Here is a 20,741-nt window from a genome sequence, read left to right as displayed (position 1 = left end):
CCCAGACCGCCGATTAAGGTCCCGAAGTACAGGCTAAGTGGGAAAGGATGTGCAGCTGCATAGACAACCAGGATGTTGGCTTAGAAGCAGCCATCATTTAAAGAGTGCGTAATAGCTCACTGGTCGAGTGGTTGTGCGCCGAAAATGTCCGGGGCTAAGCCTGTCACCGAAATCGCGGCTTATTCGAGGTTCGAAGTTGGAGGTTCGAGGTTCGAAGCAAGCAGAAATCCTAAGGTCTAAGCATAAAGTAAGGACCCGGGAGGAATGCCAAGATCGAACATCAAACTTCTAACATCGAACTTCGAGTAGGGGTAGGGGAGCGTTCCATGGGCGGAGAAGGCATACCGTGAGGAGTGCTGGAGCGCATGGAAGTGAGAATGCCGGTATAAGTATGCGAAAAGGCAGGTGAGAATCCTGCCCGCCGAAAACCTGAGGTTTCCTGGGGAAGGCTCGTCCGCCCAGGGTAAGTCGGGACCTAAGCCGAGGCCGAAGAGGCGTAGGTGATGGACAATCGGTTGAAAATCCGATACCACCATACAACCGATATTACGAAGGGGTGACGCAGGAGGCTAGGGAGAGCCGGTGATTGGAAGGACCGGTCCAAGCCAGTAGGGAGTGAGGCAGGCAAATCCGCCTCACGGAAATCCTGAGAGGTGAAGGGGAGCCCGTAAGGGCGAAGCTTCTGACGCCAAACTGCCGAGAAAAGCCTCTAAGGAGGGGGTATGGTGCCCGTACCGGAAACCGACACAGGTAGGTGAGGAGAGAATCCTAAGGCGAGCGAGAGAACCCTCGTTAAGGAACTCGGCAAAATGACTCCGTAACTTCGGGAGAAGGAGTGCCGCTAGATGTGAAGGGCTGCGCGCCTGGAGCATAGAGCGGTCGCAGAGAAGAGGCCCAAGCGACTGTTTACCAAAAACACAGGTCCCTGCCAAAGCGAAAGCTGACGTATAGGGGCTGACGCCTGCCCGGTGCCGGAAGGTTAAGGGGAAAGGTTAGCTGAGAGGCGAAGCTTTGAACCGAAGCCCCGGTAAACGGCGGCCGTAACTATAACGGTCCTAAGGTAGCGAAATTCCTTGTCGGGTAAGTTCCGACCCGCACGAAAGGCGTAACGACTTGGGCGCTGTCTCAACGAGGGGCTCGGCGAAATTGTAGTACACGTGAAGATGCGTGTTACCTGCGACAGGACAGAAAGACCCCGTGGAGCTTTACTGTAGCCTGACATTGGATTTTGGTATTGCATGTACAGGATAGGTGGGAGACTGGGAAGCTTAGGCGCCAGCCTAAGTGGAGTCGGTGGTGGGATACCACCCTTGTGATATTGAAGTTCTAACCCGAACTCGTGAGCCGGGTAGGGGACAGTGTCAGGTGGGCAGTTTGACTGGGGCGGTCGCCTCCCAAAGAGTAACGGAGGCGCCCAAAGGTTCCCTCAGCGCGAATGGAAAACGCGCGGAGAGTGCAAAGGCAGAAGGGAGCTTGACTGTGAGACCGACGGGTCGAGCAGGGACGAAAGTCGGGCTTAGTGATCCGGTGGTACCGAGTGGAAGGGCCATCGCTCAACGGATAAAAGCTACCCCGGGGATAACAGGCTTATCTCCCCCAAGAGTCCACATCGACGGGGAGGTTTGGCACCTCGATGTCGGCTCATCGCATCCTGGGGCTGAAGTAGGTCCCAAGGGTTGGGCTGTTCGCCCATTAAAGCGGTACGCGAGCTGGGTTCAGAACGTCGTGAGACAGTTCGGTCCCTATCCGTCGCAGGCGGAGGAAATTTGAGAGGAGCTGTCCCTAGTACGAGAGGACCGGGATGGACAGACCGCTGGTGTACCAGTTGTTCCGCCAGGAGCAATCGCTGGGTAGCCAAGTCTGGACGGGATAAGCGCTGAAAGCATCTAAGCGCGAAGTCCACCTCAAGATAAGATTTCCCACTGGGAAAACCAGGTAAGACCCCTGGAAGAAGACCAGGTAGATAGGCCGGGAGTGTAAGAGCCGCAAGGCTTTGAGCGGACCGGTACTAATAGGTCGAGGTCTTAACCTCAAGAAACTCTGTGCGGTTTTGAGGGAGCAATCCCTGAAGAGAATAGTCCGGTGGCAATGGCGGTGGGGCAACACCCGTACCCATACCGAACACGGCAGTTAAGCCCACCAGCGCCGATGGTACTTGGACCGCAGGGTCCTGGGAGAGTAGGTCGCTGCCGGACACGAGTTAACCCATCAAGCAGAAATGCTTGGTGGGTATTTTATTTGTGACAATAAAAAATGAAAAACAAAGAAATAATGAGAAATATAGCAAATGAGAGGGATATTGTTGCATGAATTGTATTAAAGGATAATTTTACAAATTGAAAGTCAAAGAAAGTCAAAGTAAAATCAAGATAGCGGGGCATACTAGAGGTGGAGGTGATAGTATGAGTTCTCTTAGTGATTATATTGAGCAATATATCATGGAGAAACTTGCAGCAGCTGGAGGAGCGGTTGAATTACAGCGCAATGAACTGGCAGCCAGATTTAATTGTGTGCCTTCGCAAATCAATTATGTAATCAGTACCCGGTTTACGAGGGAGCGAGGATTTATCGTAGAAAGCCGCCGGGGCGGTGGTGGATATATACGAATCTTGAGAATACAGTTGCCTGAGGAAAATAAGCTGCTTACTGAGCTTGACCACTTTGTAGGATCGCAGATTAGCCAGCGCCAGGCGGAGGATATTATTTATCGTCTTGCCAACGACGGAATAATAAATACCAGAGAAATGGCTATCTTGCTCAGCATCCTTGATCGGCAAACTCTGGATATGCGTTTACCGGAGCGCGATATGTGGCGAGCACGGTTATTAAAAGCTGCATTGCTGGGATTAATAAAACATGTGACCAAAGGGGGTTATGATGATGATCTGTGAACGTTGTCATGCTAAACCGGCTACCGTACATGTTACGAAAATAATCAATGGTGAAAAGACTGAACTGAATTTATGTCAGCAGTGTGCCAGTGAACTGGGGGAGTTTAAATTTGGGCAAACGGATTTCTTCAATTTGCTCGGAGGAGTTTTCAAGGAATTAACAGTTCCGAAAAGGAGTGAGACTGGCCACCAGTGCCCCAATTGTGGCATGACTTACGCTGAATTTGCTCAGGGAGGGCTTTTTGGTTGCAGTCAGTGCTATGAGGCTTTTAGCCACCAGGTGGATAATGTGGTGCGCCAAATTCATGGGGCCCCCCGGCATACAGGCAAGGTACCAGCTCGACGGGGTGGTAGTTTGAAAATTAAGCGCGAAATTGAGAAGTTACGCCAGGAACTGCAGCAAGCAGTGGCTCGTGAAGAGTTTGAAAAAGCAGCTAAGTTGCGAGATCAAATTAGGGAACTAGAACAGCGGGAGGTGAAATAATATGTCCCTCAGGGATATCATTAATAATGCATTAAGTCGCTGGATGAATGGCAAAGGTCCGGAAGGGGATATAGTCCTCAGTTCCCGGGTTCGGTTGGCCCGTAACCTGGAAGGTACTCCTTTTCCGCATCGGATGCAGGAGGAAGATGGAAATAAAGTTTTAGCTGGTGTCAGACTGGCGGTAGAAAAAATGAATAATGAAAAGAAATGGCCAAAACTTGAGTTTACCCGTCTGGATGAATTGTCTCCGAATGAACGGGAAATCCTGGTGGAAAAACATTTAATCAGTCCCCAGCACGCCACCAAAAGCCGTTTTGGGGCTGTCGTCCTCAGTGATGATGAAACCATAAGCATTATGGTTAATGAAGAGGATCATCTGCGCTTGCAAGTTTTGCTACCAGGTTTGAAAGTCACTGAAGCCTGGGAGTTGGCTAATAAATTGGATGACGGGCTGGAACAGACTCTGGATATAGCCTATGATGAAAAAAGAGGCTATTTGACTGCCTGTCCGACCAATGTCGGTACTGGCTTAAGGGCATCAGTGATGATGCACTTGCCCGGTCTGGTACTGACAAAACAAATTGGCGGTTTGGTCAATGCTATTGGCCAGTTTGGGCTGACGGTCCGGGGCCTCTACGGTGAAGGAACAGAAGCAGCCGGAAACATATTCCAGATTTCTAACCAGATTACTCTGGGGCGCAGTGAAGAAGAAATTATTAACAACCTGCTGGCGGTAGTTAAACAGATTATCCAGCAGGAACGGCAAGCCCGGGAAAGATTGCGCCAAGAATGGGGCGAACAGCTCAGTGATAAAATCTGGCGCAGCTATGGCATACTAAGATATGCCCAGATGATTACCTCCCAGGAGGCCATTAACTTGTTATCCAATGTGCGCCTGGGTGTGGATCTGGGCTTGTTACAGGGAGTGGAATCTACTGTTTTGAATGAGCTGATGGTACTAATGCGTCCGGCTTATTTGCAAAAACTGGCCGGGAAAGAATTATCCCCGATGGAGCGAGATGTTCGCCGGGCCAAACTGATCAGGGAAAGACTAAAACTGTGTGAAGTGAAAGATTAAAAGGATTAAATGGAGGTGGTTAAAGATGTTTAACAGGTTTACTGAAAGGGCACAAAAGGTATTGTTGCTGGCTCAGGAAGAAGCAAGGCGTCTAAATGTTAACTATGTTGGCACTGAACAATTGCTTTTAGGCCTGATTCGTGAAGGAGAAGGAATTGCAGCCAGAGCTTTGGAAGCAATGGATATTAGTTTAGAACAAGTGAGGAAAGAAGTAGAAGAGTTGACAGGACGGGGAGAAGGGCCAGCTCATGGAGCGATAGCCTTAACTCCTCGTGCCAAAAAGGTGCTGGAATTAGCCTTTGAGGAAGCGCGTAACCTGGGTCATAACTACATTGGTACAGAACATATTTTACTGGGATTAATCAAAGAGGGAGAAGGAGTAGCAGCCCAGGTATTACAGAGTATGGGTGCTGACTTGCAAAAAGTAAGAGAACAGGTATTGTTGCTTTTAAGTGGCCATGGAGCTGCTCCTGGAGTCAAGGCGGGAAATGGTAAAGGCAAAGCGGCTGGCGGCAAAAATGTTAAGACCCCTACCCTGGATGAATTCGGCCGGGATTTGACAGCTCTGGCCCGGGATGGCAAAATTGACCCGGTTGTGGGCAGAGAAAAGGAAATTGAGCGGGTTGTGCAGGTCCTGAGCCGACGCACAAAAAACAATCCGGTGTTAATCGGTGAACCGGGGGTTGGTAAGACAGCAATTGCTGAAGGTCTGGCCCAGCGGATTATAGAAGGCAAGGTGCCGGAAACTCTGGCAGATAAACGAGTAGTAACTCTGGACTTATCTTCAGTGGTGGCTGGCTCCAAGTATCGGGGTGAGTTCGAAGAACGGCTGAAGAAAGTGATGGAGGAAATCCGGCAGGCCGGTAATATTATCCTCTTCATTGATGAACTGCATACATTAATTGGAGCCGGTGCGGCAGAGGGAGCTATCGATGCAGCCAATATCCTTAAACCGGCGTTGGCCCGGGGCGAGCTGCAGTGCATTGGTGCGACAACTCTGGACGAATATCGAAAGCACATAGAAAAGGATCCGGCTCTGGAACGTCGCTTCCAGCCCATTATGGTCAATGAACCTACGGTTGAAGAAGCCCTGGAAATCCTGAAGGGCTTGCGGGATCGCTATGAAGCTCACCATCGGGTAAAAATCTCCGATGAAGCTCTGGAAGCAGCAGTCAAGCTGTCCGACCGCTATATTACTGACCGTTTCCTGCCCGATAAGGCTATCGACCTGATCGATGAGGCTGCTTCCCGGGTTAGGTTGCAGACCTATATTGCACCGCCGGATTTGAAAGATAAGGAACAGGAACTGGAAAATATCCGCAAGGAAAAAGAAGCGGCGGTGTTGGCCCAGGAGTTTGAAAAAGCTGCTGAACTGCGGGATAAGGAACAGCAGTTGCGCCAGGAACTGGAGGATTTGAAACAGAACTGGCAGCGGCAACGGAATCAGGGCGAAGGGGCTACCGTAACAGCTGATGAAATCGCTCATATCGTAGCCAGCTGGACCGGCATTCCGGTGAAGAAACTGGCTGAGGAAGAAAGTGATCGCCTGTTGAAAATGGAGGAAATTCTGCATCAACGGGTAATCGGTCAGGAAGAGGCGGTGTCAGCAGTGGCCAGGGCCATCCGGCGGGCAAGAGCCGGGCTAAAGGATCCCAAGCGACCTATCGGTTCCTTCATCTTCCTGGGCCCCACCGGTGTCGGTAAGACGGAGCTGGCCAAAGCCCTGGCAGAGGCCCTGTTCGGGGATGAAGATGCCATGATCCGCCTGGATATGTCCGAATATATGGAAAAGCACACCGTGGCCCGGCTGGTGGGGGCCCCTCCCGGATATGTGGGTTATGATGAAGGGGGCCAGCTGACTGAAGCGGTACGACGTAAGCCCTACTCAGTGGTATTGCTGGATGAAATGGAAAAAGCCCATCCCGATGTATTCAATGTCCTGTTACAGGTGCTGGAAGATGGCCGCCTCACCGACGGTAAAGGGCGGACGGTGGATTTCCGCAACACGGTGGTAATCATGACCTCCAATGTGGGAGCCAACCTGATCAAGAAGGAAGCCTCCCTGGGCTTTAAAGCCGGAGAAGCGGAAGATAAGCGAGATGCTTACGAGAAAATGAAGGATAAGCTGATGGACCAGTTGAAGCACACTTTCCGGCCGGAGTTCCTGAACCGAATTGATGAAATTATCGTTTTCCACCCGCTGGAGGAAGAACATATCCAGCAAATCGTAGATTTGATGCTGGCTGCCTTGAACAAGCGCTTGCAGGACTTCGGCGTACAGGTTGAAGTGACACCGGCAGCCAAAGAAGTGCTGGTGAAGAAGGGCTATGATCCTGCCTTTGGGGCAAGGCCCTTGCGCCGGGCTATCCAGCGTATGGTGGAAGACCAGTTGTCGGAAGAACTGCTGAAAGGGACCTTTGCCTTAGGGGATACCGTTATCGTAGATGCGGAAGACGGCAAGCTGACCTTCAGAAAAAAGGCTTAAAGAATTACAGCCGGTGGTTAATTACCGCCGGCTGTGTCTGTGCGCCCGACATGGGGTCATCTCCACATGCTAAACGAAGTGGGAGTACGGGGGTTTGTAACCCCCCTTCTACAAGATTTATACTTTGTTAAGGCTGAACTTTATGGGTTTCGATTATTTTTTTTAGCTCAATTAATTTCTGGCTTCGAACGGGACTAGTATTGTTTTTAGCCATATCACCATCTATTTGGTAGACAGAAAAAGGCCCGTTGATAGACCAGTAAGTATTATTTTTATCGGGTACTTTGTCTAAAAAGAAAAGATATGTTTGACCAGGAGATAATAAATCATAATTTTCAATGATAATTTTTTCGTTATTTTTTTCGTCGATAGCTCCATCTTGTCTGAAGATAAATTTATCACCTAGGTTGCCTTTAAGATTTTCAACTACTTGTACTTCGAAAAATGTTTTGGGCATAAATCCTGATAAATCATAGCCCTGGACTTTATTGACTTTTCCTACTACAATATGTTTAGCTTTTTTTGCTGCTTCTGCGTCACTAAGGATGTAGGCATAGCTGGCTTTTAAATTTATTAGGCTTGGTTCATTTAAATATTTGTAGCCTTTAAACAGTGTAATTAAGGCAAACAAGCTAGCAGCACAAATTATAAGGTATTTTTTGGTCATAAGTAACACCCCATTATCTAATAATAGTAATTACTGATAAATTGCATTAATTCCATTAATGTCATCTGAGCGAGGGATATAAGTGTAATAAGCTCTAACCTTGGTAGTAGGAATCATTAAACAACGATAGCTTTCGTTGGGTTCGTCTCCAAGACCAAATACATGTCCTTGTTCGTGACCTAATAGTGCTTGATAAGTTGTGGACGAGTATTTTTCACTATAATAAGTGTTTATTCTTATTGTGCCACCTTTAATATAAGTGGTGCTAAGGAATTCATAAGTCGGCTTAAAATAACCATCGACAGTAGTAGGGCCATCATTTGCACCCATTATTATAACTTTACCATTACCGGAACTGTCATAAGTCATACTAATTTTAGTAGAGGCTTTTATCCACTCATTCGCGGCATTATTGGCAGCAGTACGCATGTTGTTTGTTGCGCTGGAATGAAAGGAATAAGTTATTGATTTTGGATCACGCCATTTCCAACCAGCTAGTTTGTAAGCAAAGGCAGGTATGGAAGTAGTAAAAATAAGCATAAACATTAAAATTAAAATTGCAATTTTTCTCATTTTTTCAACTCCTTTATATAAAGGTTTTAGGACGCCCCGAACATATTGTAGATTAAAAAAACAACCAAATTTTATATTTTATTTCTCTAATTTTTATCGCCATTATTTGACAACAATTGACTGAAAGTTAATAATTCCTTCTATTAACCAGACTCGATACGTAGGTTATAGAACCACACTTTACGGCCGAAATTCCTGAACCGGATCGATGAAATTATCGTTTTCCACCCGTTGGAGGAAGTGATATCCAGCAAATCGTAGATTTGATGCGGCCGTTTTGAACAAGCGCTTGCAGGACTTTGACATACAGGTAGAAGTTAAGGCAGGCTGACCTTCAGGAAAAAGGCTTAAAGAGTTACAGCCGGCGAATAATTACCGCTGGTTGTGTCTTGCTATTTCGTCATATAGTTTATCTTTATCCATGGAGCGGGAAGGTTCTGGATTTTCTGCCTTAAAAAAGCCAAGTTTAAATTGACCTTGCCAGCCAGTTAAGACAGCATACTTATCTTCTTCCGGAGAGTAATCCAGAAAGAGCAGATATTTTTTACCAGGTTCCATTATTTCAACTTTGTCCAGTTTTCGGGTAACACCATTATATACACCCCCGTCCTGTTCAATGATTATCTTATTTCTTGATTTAGGCTCTGAACCTTTATACCACTTTGAGACATTGAAATAGACATCTGTAGCAATATCAAGCTCATCAAAACGCGGGTAGGATTTTATTGACTCAGCCTCTCCTTCGACAATTACATCGGCATCTTCTACCAGGGATTTTACGTCAGGATAATATTTAACCCAGCTAGCATGAGATATAATCATAGGTTTTTTTGAATTCTCAGAATTAATAATGCCTGATACTATTAGTAAGCTCAGCAACCCAATAAATAATAATGGTTTAGCCTTCATCTTTCACATCTCCTTATAGTTAATACAGATAGTTTGCACCTTCAATATCACCATAAACATAACCTACACCTGGCACATATTTATTAACAGATTGTGGTGTATAGATGCCTAATTTATGTCTTTCGGAGTCATAACCAAGCATAAGAACTTTTGGATCGCCGTATAACAGATAGCCATTATCATCGGCAAGGGCAATAACATGGCCAAATTCATGTGCTATTACACCTTGTTTTTGTAGTGAAGTATAATTCCCTATTTTAGATTGGTTAATCCGGACGATACAGCTTGTATAAAAATATGTGTTTCCAATCGCTCCAATATAATGGTCTGTGATTCCTGACCATTTTACATTTGGCTCATTAACCTTTTTGATAAGAACTTCTCCGTTTGACGAATTTGAAATAGAAACAGGTGTCGTTGTGTTCCAAGAATTAGCAGCGTTCGAAATAAGGCTAGTGAGATCGTTAGCACTGCTATCAATCTTATAATAAAAAACATTATCTGGCCAACGATAAGGTAATAAAAAATAAGCCGATGCAGGTTGTATATTCATTCCAAGTACAAGCACAAGCATTATTACTACTAGAAGATTTTTATAAAGAACAATCTTTTTCAATAGACACACCTCCCAAATTTTATATCTGGGCGCCCTGAACAAATTATAATATATAAAAAAAAAAAAAAGATCAACCATTTTTTTTCACAAAAATTCGCCAATTTCAGCTTTGATTCGACAAAGCCAAAGTATAAACTTTTACAGCCGGTGAAACTCTCCACCGGCTGTAACTGTTACTTGCTATCTTAATAGTTTCTTTAAAATATAATAAACCAATACCCATTGAAACAATACCGGTACTAATAAAAATATCTCCAGACCTCCACTAAGAAGACCTTTGATGATAACGAAGGGAAAAAATATACTGGAGCAGAGGAGCAAAAACCAGCCTAACCATTTAAGTCCAAGCGGAAGATAAGCGAGATGCTTATGAGAAAATGAAGGATAAGCTGATGGACCAGTTGAAGCACACTTTCCGGCCGGAGTTCCTGAACCGAATTGATGAAATTATCGTTTTCCACCCGCTGGAGGAAGAACATATCCAGCAAATCGTAGATTTGATGCTGGCTGCCTTGAACAAGCGCTTGCAGGACTTCGGCGTACAGGTTGAAGTGACACCGGCAGCCAAAGAAGTGCTGGTGAAGAAGGGCTATGATCCTGCCTTTGGGGCAAGGCCCTTGCGCCGGGCTATCCAGCGTATGGTGGAAGACCAGTTGTCAGAAGAACTGCTGAAAGGGACCTTTGCCTTAGGGGATACCGTTATCGTAGATGCGGAAGACGGCAGGCTGACCTTCAGAAAAAAGGCTTAAAGAATTACAGCCGGTGGTTAATTACCGCCGGCTGTGTCTTGCTATTTCGTCATATAGTTTATCTTTATCCATGGAGCGGGCTGGTTCTGGATTTTCTGCCTTAAAAAAGCCAAGTTTAAATTGACCTTGCCAACCAGTTAAGACAGCATACTTATCTTCTTCCGGAGAGTAATGCAAAAAGAGCAGATATTTTTTGCCAGGTTCCATTATTTCAACTTTGTCCAGTTTACTGGTGACTCCCTTATATACTCCTCCGTCCTGTTCAATGATTATCTTATTTCTTGATTTAGGCTCTGAACCTTTGTACCACTTTGAGACATTGAAATAGACATCTGTAGCAATATCAAGCTCATCAAAACGCGGGTAGGATTTTATTGACTCAGCCTCTCCTTCGACAATTACATCGGCATCTTCTACCAGGGATTTTACGTCAGGATAATATTTAACCCAGCTAGCATGAGATATAATCATAGGTTTTTTTGAATTCTCAGAATTAATAATGCCTGATACTATTAGTAAGCTCAGCAACCCAATAAATAATAATGGTTTAGCCTTCATCTTTCACACCTCCTTAAAGTTAATACAGATAGTTTGCTCCTTCAATATCGCCATAAACATAACCTACACCTGGCACATATTTATTAACAGATTGTGGTGTATAGATACCTAATTTATGTCTTTCGGAGTCATAACCAAGCATAAGAACTTTTGGATCGCCGTATAACAGATAGCCATTATCATCGGCAAGGGCAATAACATGGCCAAATTCATGTGCTATTACACCTTGTTTTTGTAGTGAAGTATAACTCCCTATTTTAGCTTGGTTAATCTGAACAATACCTTGATTATAATAATATTTTCCCCCGATAGAACCAACATATAGGTTTGTTTTACCCGACCAGGTTACGGTTGAATCATTAACCTTTTTAATAAGGATTTCTCCAGTTGAGGAATTAGAAATAGAAACAGGTGTCGTTGTGTTCCAAGAATTGGCAGCATTCGAAATAAGGCTAGTGAGATCGTTAGCACTGCTATCAATCTTATAATAAAAAATATTATCTGGCCAACGATAAGGTAGAGTGAAATAAGCAGATGCAGATTGTATATTCATTCCAAGTACAAGCACAAGCATTATTACTACTAGAAGATTTTTATAAAGAACAATCTTTTTCAATAGACACACCTCCCAAATTTTATATCTGGGCGCCCTGAACAAATTATAATATATAAAAAAAAAAGATCAACCATTTTTTTCCACAAAAATTCGCCAATTTCAGCTTTGATTCGACAAAGCCAAAGTATAAACTTTTACAGCCGGTGAAACTCTCCACCGGCTGTAACTGTTACTTGCTATCTTAATAGTTTCTTTAAAATATAATAAACCAATACCCATTGAAACAATACCGGTACTAATAAAAATATCTCCAGACCTCCACTAAGAAGATCTTTGATGATAACGAAGGGAAAAAATATACTGGAGCAGAGGAGCAAAAACCAGCCTAACCATTTAAGTCCAATAGGGATCTTAGAACTATTGAGAAAACTACCCAAAAAATTTCCCATCATTTTTGCTTGCTCCTCAGGGTCAGTATATTGTTTATAATCACCTTTTATTGGCATTATTAACAGACCTCCTGGTAATTTGTTCTCTCAGGTATAAAGACATAAAGAGGTTGGAAAAATTCCTACCTCAAGGAGCGCTATTTTACAATTTTAATAGTTGTTTCTCTAGCTATTTTATCAAATTCTTGATCTAAAAATATTTAATTTTCTCTACATTATTAGGGTTTTCTAAATTTAGTGATCCTAATTGTTTAAGATAATAATCGGATAATTTGCTTAGAGTTAAGATTTTTTTGTACTCAGGAATTGTACGTTCCCAATATTCATCTGCCGTTAAACCGGTAGCCTTTATCTCAGCTTCAATTAATTCTTTGCCAGTGGCATTTGGGTCATATTCTTCAAATTTTGACCTTTGTTGCTTTACAAATTCTCTAACCTCGTTATCAGTAGCTTCCAAACCTAATTCAACTGCTTTTTGATACAATGCTTCACGTTTTGCTAGTGAATTTATGACATCATGTTCAGAGGGAAATGCGCTCCCGTTTATTTTAGCAAGATAAATAAGTAAATTTTTCTCCTTAACAAATTCTCTAGCTAAAACAGGTTTTCCATTTACTTTAAATACAACTTTATCAGGATCTTTAATTAGTTTATTGTCATTGACCATTTTTACCAGAGAAGTTACTTGTTTGTTTTCATCAGCAAAAATGCCCGTGAAAGAAACTGAAACCACAAGTAAACCTAAACTCAGAGCTATAAAATAAGCTCTCTTTTTCATTTGGCCTTCTCCTTTCTTTAAATTAATTACTTCCACCATAAGGGCTTGCCCCTGAAGGAATGAGTTGATCAGGTGCAGGCCCTGACAAGTCTGATTTGGAAAGGGATAGCACTAAACTGGATGAGGAATAATAGTCCATTCCCCATCAGTTAACAGAAGGCCAAATATTATTGGCTCCATATTTAGCATAATCTTTGATATATCGCCTTAAACAAATCATATCACAAACAAAAAACAACCAAAATTTACCACAAAAATTCGACAAATCCCCGTTCAATTTGACAAAACCAGAGACAATTTTTACCGCTCATCCTTCTTGTTAGCAAGAGTAAAACAATGGTATAATATTATGGTATCAGGAAACAGGGAGGCCGGGCCTTGAAACGGGAAAAAACGCGGTATGTTTGCCAGAATTGCGGTCAGGTGGAACTGCGCTGGCTGGGACGCTGTCCTGGTTGCGGTGAGTGGAATAGCCTGGTGGAGGAAGTGCGTCAGGAAACCAGAACAGCAACAAGTGGAAAAAAGATCATTCCGGTGCCGCTGCCCCAGATCAAAACAGAGAAGCAGGAACGGGCTGCTACCGGTCTGGCTGAGCTGGACCGGGTGTTAGGAGGTGGACTGGTGCGGGGTTCCCTGGTGCTGGTAGGAGGTGACCCCGGTATCGGTAAATCCACTTTGCTTCTGCAGGCAGCTGGATATCTGGCCCAAAAGGGCCCGGTGTTGTATATTTCTGCGGAAGAGTCGCTGAGCCAGTTGCGGATGCGGGCGGAACGGCTGGGAGTGGAGGGGCCGCAGGTGCTGGCAGCGGCGGAAAACTGCCTGGAGGATATCCTGACGGCAGTAGATGCCGGCCAGGATTGGCAGGCGGTGATTATAGATTCCATCCAGACCGTGCACAGCCGGGAAATTACCTCCGCTCCGGGCAGTGTCAGTCAGGTGCGGCATTGTACCGGACTCTTGCTGGATCTGGCCAAGGGCAGGGAGATTGCCACTCTGATTGTAGGTCATGTCACAAAAGAAGGAGCTCTGGCGGGACCGCGGGTACTTGAGCATATGGTGGATACTGTCCTGTATTTTGAGGGAGAACGTCACCAGAATTACCGCCTGTTGCGGGCAGTGAAAAACCGCTTTGGCTCCACCAATGAGCTGGGCCTGTTCGAAATGACCGGCAGTGGACTGATTGATGTCAGTAACCCCTCGGGGCTATTGCTGGCCCAGCGCCCTGTTGGCGAACCGGGTTCTGTGGTAGTGGTGGCTATGGAGGGCAGCCGTCCTATTCTGGTGGAAATCCAGGCTCTGATATCGCCAGGCAATCTGGCCAACCCTCGCCGCATGACCTCGGGGCTGGACTATCAGCGGGTGGCGTTGCTGCTGGCGGTGCTGGAAAAGCGCCTGGGCATGCAGTTGAGCCACATGGATGCCTTTGTTAATGTGGCTGGTGGTTTGAAGCTGACGGAACCGGCGGTGGATCTGGGGGTAGCGGTAGCGCTGGCCTCCAGCTGGCGAGAGCGGTCGGTAGACCCCGAGATGGTAATTATCGGGGAAGTGGGCTTGACAGGTGAGGTGCGGCGGGTAAACCAGATGGAAAAACGCTTGCAGGAAGCCGCCAGGATCGGATTTAAACGGGCAGTGGTGCCTTCGGGGCAAAAACCGGAAGGCCCGGCCGAGTTGGAAATAATAGAAGTAGGGACGGTAGCAGAAGCATTAGACTGGTCTTTAGGGGGAATGGGCAGATGAAAGAGGAGCGGGTGGACCGCGAACTGGTACAGGCACTGAAAATAGTGGCTCCGGGCACGCCGTTGCGCGAAGGGCTGGAAAATATTCTGCGGGCTAAAACGGGCGCCTTGATTGTCGTGGGCGATTCGCCTAAAGTGATGGAAATCGTAGAGGGTGGTTTTGAAATCAACTCTGAATTCAGTCCAGCCAGTCTTTACGAACTGGCCAAAATGGATGGGGCTATTATCCTCAGCTCTGATGCCCGGCGAATTCTAGCGGCCAATACCCAGCTGGTGCCGGATTCAGCTATTCCCTCCAATGAAACCGGGATTAGACACCGGACGGCAGAAAGGGTAGCCCGGCAGACGGGAGAAATGGTAATTTCCATTTCCCAGCGTCGTAGTGTAATAACTATTTATAAAGGTAACCTTAAATATGTTCTACGGGATATTAGCGTGATTCTGGCCAAAGCCAACCAGGCCCTGCAGACGCTGGAGAAATATAAGGATGTTTTGCAAAGAGCTTTAAACAGCTTGAGTGAGCTGGAATTCAAGGACATGGTGACTCTGCATGATGTGGTCAAAGCTCTGCAGAGGACGGAAATGGTACTACGGGTAGTGGCGGAAATTGAACGGTACATAAGTGAGCTGGGTACTGAAGGGCGTCTGGTTAAGATGCAGCTGGAGGAACTGGTGGCGGATATTGAAAATGAAGGATTGTTAATAGTCAGGGATTATCTAAATACTCCGGACAAAACTCCGGAGGAAGTGCTGCATACAATTCGCAACTGGGCGTCAGAAGACCTGCTGGATTTGGCTTTGTTGACCCGGGCCCTGGGTTATCCTGGCACGGTGGCGGCTCTGGAGCAACCGGTTACTGCCAGGGGTTATCGTATCCTTGATAAGGTACCCCGCTTACCCTGGCCGGTTATAGAAAATCTGGTGGCAACGTTTGGGCATTTACCGGCGATTTTGAAAGCAAGCATTGAAGAACTGGATGAAGTAGAAGGGATTGGCGAGGTGCGGGCACGTACCATTCAGGAAGGCTTAAAACGTTACAGGGAGCAGGTCGCCTTTTAACATAATGCAAGGAGGAGGGGAAATTCCCCTCCTCTTTGTTTATTAGCGCATATTAAAAATACTAAGGGTATTGAGCTTTTTATGTTCTTTGATAAAGCAATCATACAGGTTTATGTCCAGTATATTACAGAGAGCAGCAAGATAGAAAAGGGAACGACCAATTTCATCTTCTACAATTTCCCGGCACTGATCACAGATTTTGCCGCGCAAATGGGAATCCCGCAGCTTGCGCAAATCTTCCAGGGATGCATCAGGCGGGAGAGGGTGCTTTTCTGCTTCTACTTTGAGACAGCCGCAGTTGGTGACTGCTTTGACAACAGCCCGATTGGTGCGGGCACAACTCTCCTGGTATTTGGTGATGACATCCAGAATGCTCTGGTGGCGGATTAGCAATTCGCCGACAGTTTCCTGGAACTCATCACATAGCAAGTCCTTCATTCTGCAATCCCCTTTCAAAACAGCCACCGGTGGCTGGCTTTCTACGGTTATTATAACGGGGAGAGGCTTGTCTTGTCAATCTGACAGAAGGAAGAGCCTGGTTATTGACAAGAGAAAAATGGCTATGATATAATCACATTTTTTGACGCCCTATAAAATCCGTGTTATAATAGTTAGCAATAGGCCTGTTTGAAGGGGGAAGGAAAGATGTTTAAAGTAGGAGATAAGGTGGTATACCCCATGCATGGAGCAGGCATCATTGAGTCCATCGAAGAAAAAGAAATTGGTGGCAAAAAAATCAGCTATTATGTAATGCATGTACCGGTAGGCAATATGCGGGTAATGGTTCCGGTAGAAAAGGGCCGGGCCTTAGGACTCAGAGAAGTAGTCTCCCGGCAAACAGCTGCTGAAATCATGGATTTATTACAGGAAGAGGAAAGAGAACCGATAGGGAACTGGAATTTACGCTACCGGCAGAACATGGAAAAAATCAAAAGCGGGGATGCCAGGGCAGTAGCAGAAGTAGTGCGCAGCCTGGGCTGGCGGGACCGGCAACGGGGGCTATCTACAGGGGAACGCAAAATGCTGGATACCGCTCGACAAATTCTGTTAAGCGAATTAGCCCTGGTCTGGGAGGAAGAAAAGGAAAAAATAACAGAACGCTTGGAAGAAGTTTTTGCCTGATAAAGGTAAAAACTGTATAATAATACCGGGGCCCGGGGTAAAATAGTCAGCGAAGGAGGTGATATTATGATGATGAAGATACTGCGGGCTGTCTGGATGCTGATTTTTATCGGAATCGGCGGCTTAAGCGGGCAGTATTTGCCCCTGGACCGGCTGGAGCCGGTACAGTTTTTATCCGGGCCTCTAATGTCGGTAATCATTGGCATGTTGTTGGGCCTTCTGGTAGGCATCTTTCTGGCACCCTGGCTGGCTAACTGGGTGGTGAGGACGACAACCTGGCTGGAGCAGCGCTTGCAAAAAATACCTTTATCTGAAATTTTCGGCGGCGCTCTAGGACTTATTATTGGCTTACTTATTGGTATATTGCTGGGTTCGGCCTTTTCCTGGTTTCAGCCTCTGGCAACAGTGGTGAAGATAATAGGAGCCACTCTTCTGGGTTATCTGGGTATGAATATTGGGGCAAAAAAGAAAGACGAATTGTTTACCATGATTATCAGTCTGGGTAGAAAGAAAAAAGAAAGCCAGAGCCAGGTGGTTTCAGAAGGAGCTATTCCTAAAATCCTGGACACCAGTGTAATTATCGACGGCCGCATTGCCGATATTATAGAAACCGGTTTTCTGGAAGGGCCAGTGGTAGTTCCTGGCTTTGTTCTGGAAGAATTGCGCCATATCGCTGATTCCTCTGATGTGTTAAAACGCAATCGGGGCAGGCGAGGGCTGGATATATTGAACAAGATCCGGAAGGATCTGAAGGTTAAAGTAGAAGTCGTTGAAAAGGATTTTGATGATATTGCGGAAGTGGATTCCAAGCTGGTCCGTCTGGCCCAGCAGCTTAATGGCAAAATCATTACCAATGACTTTAATCTCAACAAAGTGGCTGAATTGCAGGGAGTTCTGGTTTTAAATATCAATGAACTGGCCAATGCGGTTAAGCCTATGGTCTTGCCTGGAGAGGAAATGAATGTGCAAATTGTTAAGGATGGCAAAGAAACCGGGCAGGGCGTAGGTTATCTGGAAGATGGGACTATGATTGTTGTCGATGGTGGGAAACGCCACATTGGGCAAAACGTTATTGTAGTAGTAACCAGTGTCTTGCAGACAGCAGCGGGGAGAATGATTTTTGCCCGTCCCAAACTGGAGATAAAAGAAGATGATGCTAATCGAACCAAGCTCAACGAGGTGAATGCCATTGGTTAAAGCTGCGGCGATTATTCCAGCCGCGGGCCAGGGCAAAAGAATGGGCAACCAGCTGAACAAGCAGTTTCTTAGCTTGGGCGGGTTGCCCCTTTTATTGCATACTTGTACAGCTCTGGCTCAGGTGCTGGAACTAGAGCAAATGATTGTAGTTGCGCGACCGGGAGAGGAAGAGGAAATTGCGAGGGTATTATCTCCTCTCATTCGGAAGGAGCGCGAACGCTGGCTGATTGTCAGTGGCGGGGAGGAAAGGCAGCATTCTGTCTGGAATGGCCTGCAACAAGTTCCTCCAGAGCTTGCCCTGGTAGCTGTCCATGATGGAGCCAGGCCGTTGGTCACCCCGGAGATTGTCCGCTCAGCCCTGCAGATGGCACAGGAGACAGGAGCGGTAGTTGTAGGCGTGCCGGTAAAAGATACGATCAAAACAGTGGATGAACAGGGCCTAATTATCGGAACTCCAGAACGGAAAAGGCTGTGGGCAGTACAGACTCCCCAGGTTTTTCGCCGGGACTGGTTACTGGCTGCTTATCAACAGGCCTGGCAAGAAGGTTTTCTGGGGACCGATGATGCTGCTTTAGTGGAACGAGCAGGCTATCCGGTGCGAATGCTGCAAGGGGACTATGCCAATCTGAAAATTACCACTCCGGAAGACTTAATTCTGGCCGAGGCTTTATTGCAGGCAAGGGGAGGTATGTAGTTTGTTCAGGGTAGGTATGGGTTATGATGTTCACCGGCTGGTGGTAGATAGGGAACTGATTATTGGCGGAATAAAGATACCCTATGAGAAAGGGTTGCTGGGCCACTCTGATGCGGACGTCCTGTTACACGCTATTATGGATGCTCTGCTGGGGGCAGTAGCGGCAGGAGATATCGGCAAACACTTTCCTGATAGTGATGTTAAGTGGAGGGGGGCTGATAGTGGTCGCCTGCTGGCCAGAGTGAGGGAAATTGTTGAGGAAAGAGGCTACCAGGTCAACAATGTGGATGGAACCATTGTTGCTCAGAAGCCTAAAATGGCCCCTTATATCCCGGCTATGCGGGAAAAGGTTGCTACTATCCTGGGAATAGAGGCAGAGCAGGTGAATATCAAGGCCACCACAACTGAAGGGCTGGGCTTTACTGGAACGGGGGAAGGGATTGCGGCTTATGCCGTTGTCACAGTCGCAAAAAGAATGGTATAATAAAGCGAATCAGGCAGAAATGAGGAGGTAACTGCACATGACCACACCGATGCGGGTAAGATTTGCCCCCAGTCCTACGGGGCCTTTACATATTGGCGGCGCCCGTTCTGCTTTGTTTAACTGGCTGATGGCCAGAAAAACCGGGGGCCAGTTTATTGTTCGGATTGAAGATACAGACCTGGAGCGGTCTAGCCGGGAATCAGAACAAAATATCCTTGCCTCCTTACGCTGGTTAGGATTAAACTGGGATGAGGGGATTGAGGTAGGTGGTCCCCATGGTCCGTACCGGCAAACAGAGAGATTGGATTTGTATCGGGAAGCAGCGGAAAAGCTTCTGGCCCAGGGGCAGGCCTACTATTGCTATTGCTCGGAAGAGGAGCTAGAAGCCGAACGGGAACAGCTGCTGGCTAAAGGGGAGTTGCCCCGTTATCTGGGTAAATGCCGTCACCTGACTCCGGCAGAGCGGGCGGCCAAAGAGGCTGAGGGTGTCAAGCCTGTGATCCGCTTCCGGGTTCCGGAAGGGGAAAAGGTGGTCATCGATGATCTGGTTCGGGGCCAGGTGGTATTTGAAACCGATGGAATTGGCGATTTTGTTATCGTTAAATCCGATGGCATTCCCACCTATAATTTTGCGGTGGTAATTGATGACTCTACCATGGAGATTACCCATGTCATTCGGGGGGAAGAACATCTTTCCAATACACCCCGTCAGATTCTGCTTTATCAGGCCCTGGGGCTTAAGTCCCCTCAGTTTGCCCATGTTTCCCTGATTCTGGGCAAGGACCGGACCAAAATGTCCAAACGCCATGGTTCGACGGCAGTTGAGCAATATAAGAAAATGGGCTATTTACCGGAAGCTCTGGTCAATTTCCTGGTTTTATTGGGCTGGGCTCCCCAGGGTGAGAATGAAATTTTCTCCCTGGAAGAGCTTATTCAGGAGTTTTCGCTGGATCGAGTGGCCAAAAGCCCGGCGGTCTTTGATATGGACAAGTTAAATTATCTCAATGGCTATTATATCCGCCACAGCGCCCCGGAACGGATTGCTGAGCTGGCACGACCTTTCCTGGTCGAAGCCGGGTTAAATCCACCGGAAGGTGAAAAATATCTCTGGCTCATACAGGCCGTACAGGAGCGCATCAATTGTCTGGCCGAAGTGGTAGAGGCAGTACAGGTATTTTACCAGGATGAAGTAAAGTTTGAAGATGAGGCAGCCAGGGAGGTCCTGAAACAGGAACAGGTTCCGGCGGTACTGGCAGCATTGCTGCATAAGCTGGAAGAAAACCCGGCTCCTACTCCGGAAGAGGCCAAAGGGGTACTGAAAACCTTGACCAAAGAGCTGAAACTAGGCGGCAAACAGGTTTACATGCCGATTCGGATCGCGCTTACTGGTCAGGCCCATGGCCCGGAACTATATTTCCTGCTGGCTATTCTGGGCTATAGTGGAGTGAAAAAGCGACTGGATAGTTTAAGGGTTGACGTTGGCTAGGCAGACTTTTATAATTATTTGTATCAACTAAAAAATGAGCGATGAAGAGGAAGAGTAGGCAGGAAAGGGATTCGCCAGAGAGGGATGTCAAGGCTGGAAGCATCCTGAATTCCTCCTGTTGAAGTGCGCCTTGGAGCTTTCCGGCTGGTCACCGTTAGCTGACCGAAAGA

General features: G+C 46.5%; 21 protein-coding genes, 2 rRNA genes and 1 other annotated feature (2 of these 24 running past the window's edge). Of the genes, 14 read left to right on the top strand and 9 right to left on the bottom strand.

The window, feature by feature from the left end; translation table 11 throughout:
• The 6 genes from CTH_RS13485 to CTH_RS13460 form a co-directional block, all read left to right on the top strand.
• Nucleotides 1-2,032, top strand: a 23S ribosomal RNA gene (locus CTH_RS13485) (it extends 1,513 nt beyond the left edge of the window).
• Nucleotides 2,033-2,078: 46 nt separating this feature from the next.
• Nucleotides 2,079-2,195 (top strand): 5S ribosomal RNA (rrf, locus tag CTH_RS13480).
• 207 nt (nucleotides 2,196-2,402) lie between these two features.
• Nucleotides 2,403-2,891, top strand: a complete 489-nt coding sequence (locus tag CTH_RS13475) for a CtsR family transcriptional regulator (RefSeq protein WP_079907371.1) — start codon at nucleotides 2,403-2,405, stop codon at nucleotides 2,889-2,891.
• Complete coding sequence (locus CTH_RS13470) at nucleotides 2,881-3,375, top strand: UvrB/UvrC motif-containing protein (protein ID WP_078666454.1); 495 nt, start codon at nucleotides 2,881-2,883, stop codon at nucleotides 3,373-3,375. The genes CTH_RS13475 and CTH_RS13470 overlap by 11 nt, the downstream gene beginning before the upstream one ends.
• Nucleotide 3,376: 1 nt before the next feature.
• Nucleotides 3,377-4,453 (top strand): protein arginine kinase, encoded by a 1,077-nt coding sequence (locus CTH_RS13465; RefSeq protein WP_078666453.1) that lies wholly within the window; start codon nucleotides 3,377-3,379, stop codon nucleotides 4,451-4,453.
• Between the two features lie 25 nt (nucleotides 4,454-4,478).
• A complete protein-coding gene (locus CTH_RS13460) occupies nucleotides 4,479-6,938 on the top strand; it encodes an ATP-dependent Clp protease ATP-binding subunit (RefSeq protein ID WP_107754197.1) in 2,460 nt (819 codons plus the stop codon).
• Between the two features lie 127 nt (nucleotides 6,939-7,065).
• Here the strand turns inward: CTH_RS13460 and CTH_RS13455 are convergent, their stop codons facing one another.
• From CTH_RS13455 to CTH_RS13440, 4 genes are all read right to left on the bottom strand, one after another.
• On the bottom strand, nucleotides 7,066-7,605 hold the full coding sequence (locus tag CTH_RS13455) for a hypothetical protein (RefSeq protein WP_079907374.1): 540 nt from the start codon (nucleotides 7,603-7,605) through the stop codon (nucleotides 7,066-7,068).
• A 30-nt stretch (nucleotides 7,606-7,635) separates the two neighbouring features.
• Nucleotides 7,636-8,178, bottom strand: a complete 543-nt coding sequence (locus CTH_RS13450) for a matrixin family metalloprotease (protein ID WP_107754195.1) — start codon at nucleotides 8,176-8,178, stop codon at nucleotides 7,636-7,638.
• Between the two features lie 372 nt (nucleotides 8,179-8,550).
• Nucleotides 8,551-9,087 (bottom strand): hypothetical protein, encoded by a 537-nt coding sequence (locus tag CTH_RS13445; RefSeq protein ID WP_079907460.1) that lies wholly within the window; start codon nucleotides 9,085-9,087, stop codon nucleotides 8,551-8,553.
• Nucleotides 9,088-9,106: 19 nt separating this feature from the next.
• The gene (locus CTH_RS13440; protein WP_107754193.1) at nucleotides 9,107-9,703 is read right to left on the bottom strand and encodes a zinc metalloprotease; all 597 of its coding nucleotides are present in this window, start codon (nucleotides 9,701-9,703) and stop codon (nucleotides 9,107-9,109) included.
• A 392-nt stretch (nucleotides 9,704-10,095) separates the two neighbouring features.
• On the opposite strand from CTH_RS13440, the gene CTH_RS13435 reads away from it, so the two are divergent.
• Nucleotides 10,096-10,452 carry a hypothetical protein gene (locus CTH_RS13435; RefSeq protein WP_318262699.1) on the top strand — a complete coding sequence of 119 codons (357 nt, stop codon included), beginning with the start codon at nucleotides 10,096-10,098 and terminating at the stop codon, nucleotides 10,450-10,452.
• A 21-nt stretch (nucleotides 10,453-10,473) separates the two neighbouring features.
• On the opposite strand, the gene CTH_RS13430 is transcribed toward CTH_RS13435, so the two are convergent.
• From CTH_RS13430 to CTH_RS13415, 4 genes are all read right to left on the bottom strand, one after another.
• Complete coding sequence (locus CTH_RS13430; RefSeq protein WP_107754189.1) at nucleotides 10,474-11,010, bottom strand: hypothetical protein; 537 nt, start codon at nucleotides 11,008-11,010, stop codon at nucleotides 10,474-10,476.
• Between the two features lie 19 nt (nucleotides 11,011-11,029).
• Nucleotides 11,030-11,626, bottom strand: a complete 597-nt coding sequence (locus tag CTH_RS13425) for a zinc metalloprotease (RefSeq protein ID WP_107754187.1) — start codon at nucleotides 11,624-11,626, stop codon at nucleotides 11,030-11,032.
• A gap of 176 nt (nucleotides 11,627-11,802) precedes the next feature.
• Nucleotides 11,803-12,072, bottom strand: coding sequence for a hypothetical protein (locus CTH_RS13420; protein ID WP_078666449.1), 270 nt, complete (start codon nucleotides 12,070-12,072; stop codon nucleotides 11,803-11,805).
• Nucleotides 12,073-12,205: 133 nt separating this feature from the next.
• A complete protein-coding gene (locus tag CTH_RS13415; protein ID WP_107754185.1) occupies nucleotides 12,206-12,832 on the bottom strand; it encodes a SurA N-terminal domain-containing protein in 627 nt (208 codons plus the stop codon).
• Nucleotides 12,833-13,171: 339 nt separating this feature from the next.
• On the opposite strand from CTH_RS13415, the gene radA reads away from it, so the two are divergent.
• Entirely contained in the window at nucleotides 13,172-14,530 is a 1,359-nt protein-coding gene (gene radA, locus CTH_RS13410) for a DNA repair protein RadA (RefSeq protein WP_078666447.1), read from the top strand.
• Entirely contained in the window at nucleotides 14,527-15,588 is a 1,062-nt protein-coding gene (gene disA / locus CTH_RS13405; RefSeq protein WP_078666446.1) for a DNA integrity scanning diadenylate cyclase DisA, read from the top strand. Before radA ends, disA begins: the two co-directional genes overlap by 4 nt.
• 42 nt (nucleotides 15,589-15,630) lie before the next feature.
• Here disA and CTH_RS13400 read toward each other — a convergent pair whose 3' ends face one another.
• A complete protein-coding gene (locus tag CTH_RS13400) occupies nucleotides 15,631-16,026 on the bottom strand; it encodes a nucleoside triphosphate pyrophosphohydrolase family protein (RefSeq protein WP_078666445.1) in 396 nt (131 codons plus the stop codon).
• A 207-nt stretch (nucleotides 16,027-16,233) separates the two neighbouring features.
• Here CTH_RS13400 and CTH_RS13395 point away from each other — a divergent pair, with 207 nt between their 5' ends.
• The 5 genes from CTH_RS13395 to gltX all read left to right on the top strand — a co-directional run bounded on the left by CTH_RS13395 (nucleotide 16,234) and on the right by gltX (nucleotide 20,571).
• The gene (locus CTH_RS13395; RefSeq protein ID WP_078666444.1) at nucleotides 16,234-16,710 is read left to right on the top strand and encodes a CarD family transcriptional regulator; all 477 of its coding nucleotides are present in this window, start codon (nucleotides 16,234-16,236) and stop codon (nucleotides 16,708-16,710) included.
• 66 nt (nucleotides 16,711-16,776) lie between these two features.
• Nucleotides 16,777-17,907, top strand: coding sequence for a PIN/TRAM domain-containing protein (locus tag CTH_RS13390; protein ID WP_078666443.1), 1,131 nt, complete (start codon nucleotides 16,777-16,779; stop codon nucleotides 17,905-17,907).
• Complete coding sequence (gene ispD / locus CTH_RS13385) at nucleotides 17,894-18,601, top strand: 2-C-methyl-D-erythritol 4-phosphate cytidylyltransferase (RefSeq protein ID WP_107754183.1); 708 nt, start codon at nucleotides 17,894-17,896, stop codon at nucleotides 18,599-18,601. The genes CTH_RS13390 and ispD overlap by 14 nt, the downstream gene beginning before the upstream one ends.
• A gap of 16 nt (nucleotides 18,602-18,617) precedes the next feature.
• Nucleotides 18,618-19,085 carry a 2-C-methyl-D-erythritol 2,4-cyclodiphosphate synthase gene (gene ispF / locus CTH_RS13380; protein WP_078666456.1) on the top strand — a complete coding sequence of 156 codons (468 nt, stop codon included), beginning with the start codon at nucleotides 18,618-18,620 and terminating at the stop codon, nucleotides 19,083-19,085.
• A gap of 37 nt (nucleotides 19,086-19,122) precedes the next feature.
• Nucleotides 19,123-20,571 carry a glutamate--tRNA ligase gene (gene gltX, locus CTH_RS13375; protein WP_078666441.1) on the top strand — a complete coding sequence of 483 codons (1,449 nt, stop codon included), beginning with the start codon at nucleotides 19,123-19,125 and terminating at the stop codon, nucleotides 20,569-20,571.
• Between the two features lie 32 nt (nucleotides 20,572-20,603).
• Nucleotides 20,604-20,741, top strand: a binding site (T-box leader); it runs 64 nt beyond the window's last position.

Source organism: Carboxydocella thermautotrophica (assembly GCA_003054495.1).
Classification (GTDB): domain Bacteria; phylum Bacillota.
Note: the sequence above shows the minus strand (reverse complement) of the source record. Positions and strands in the feature narration are given on the sequence as shown.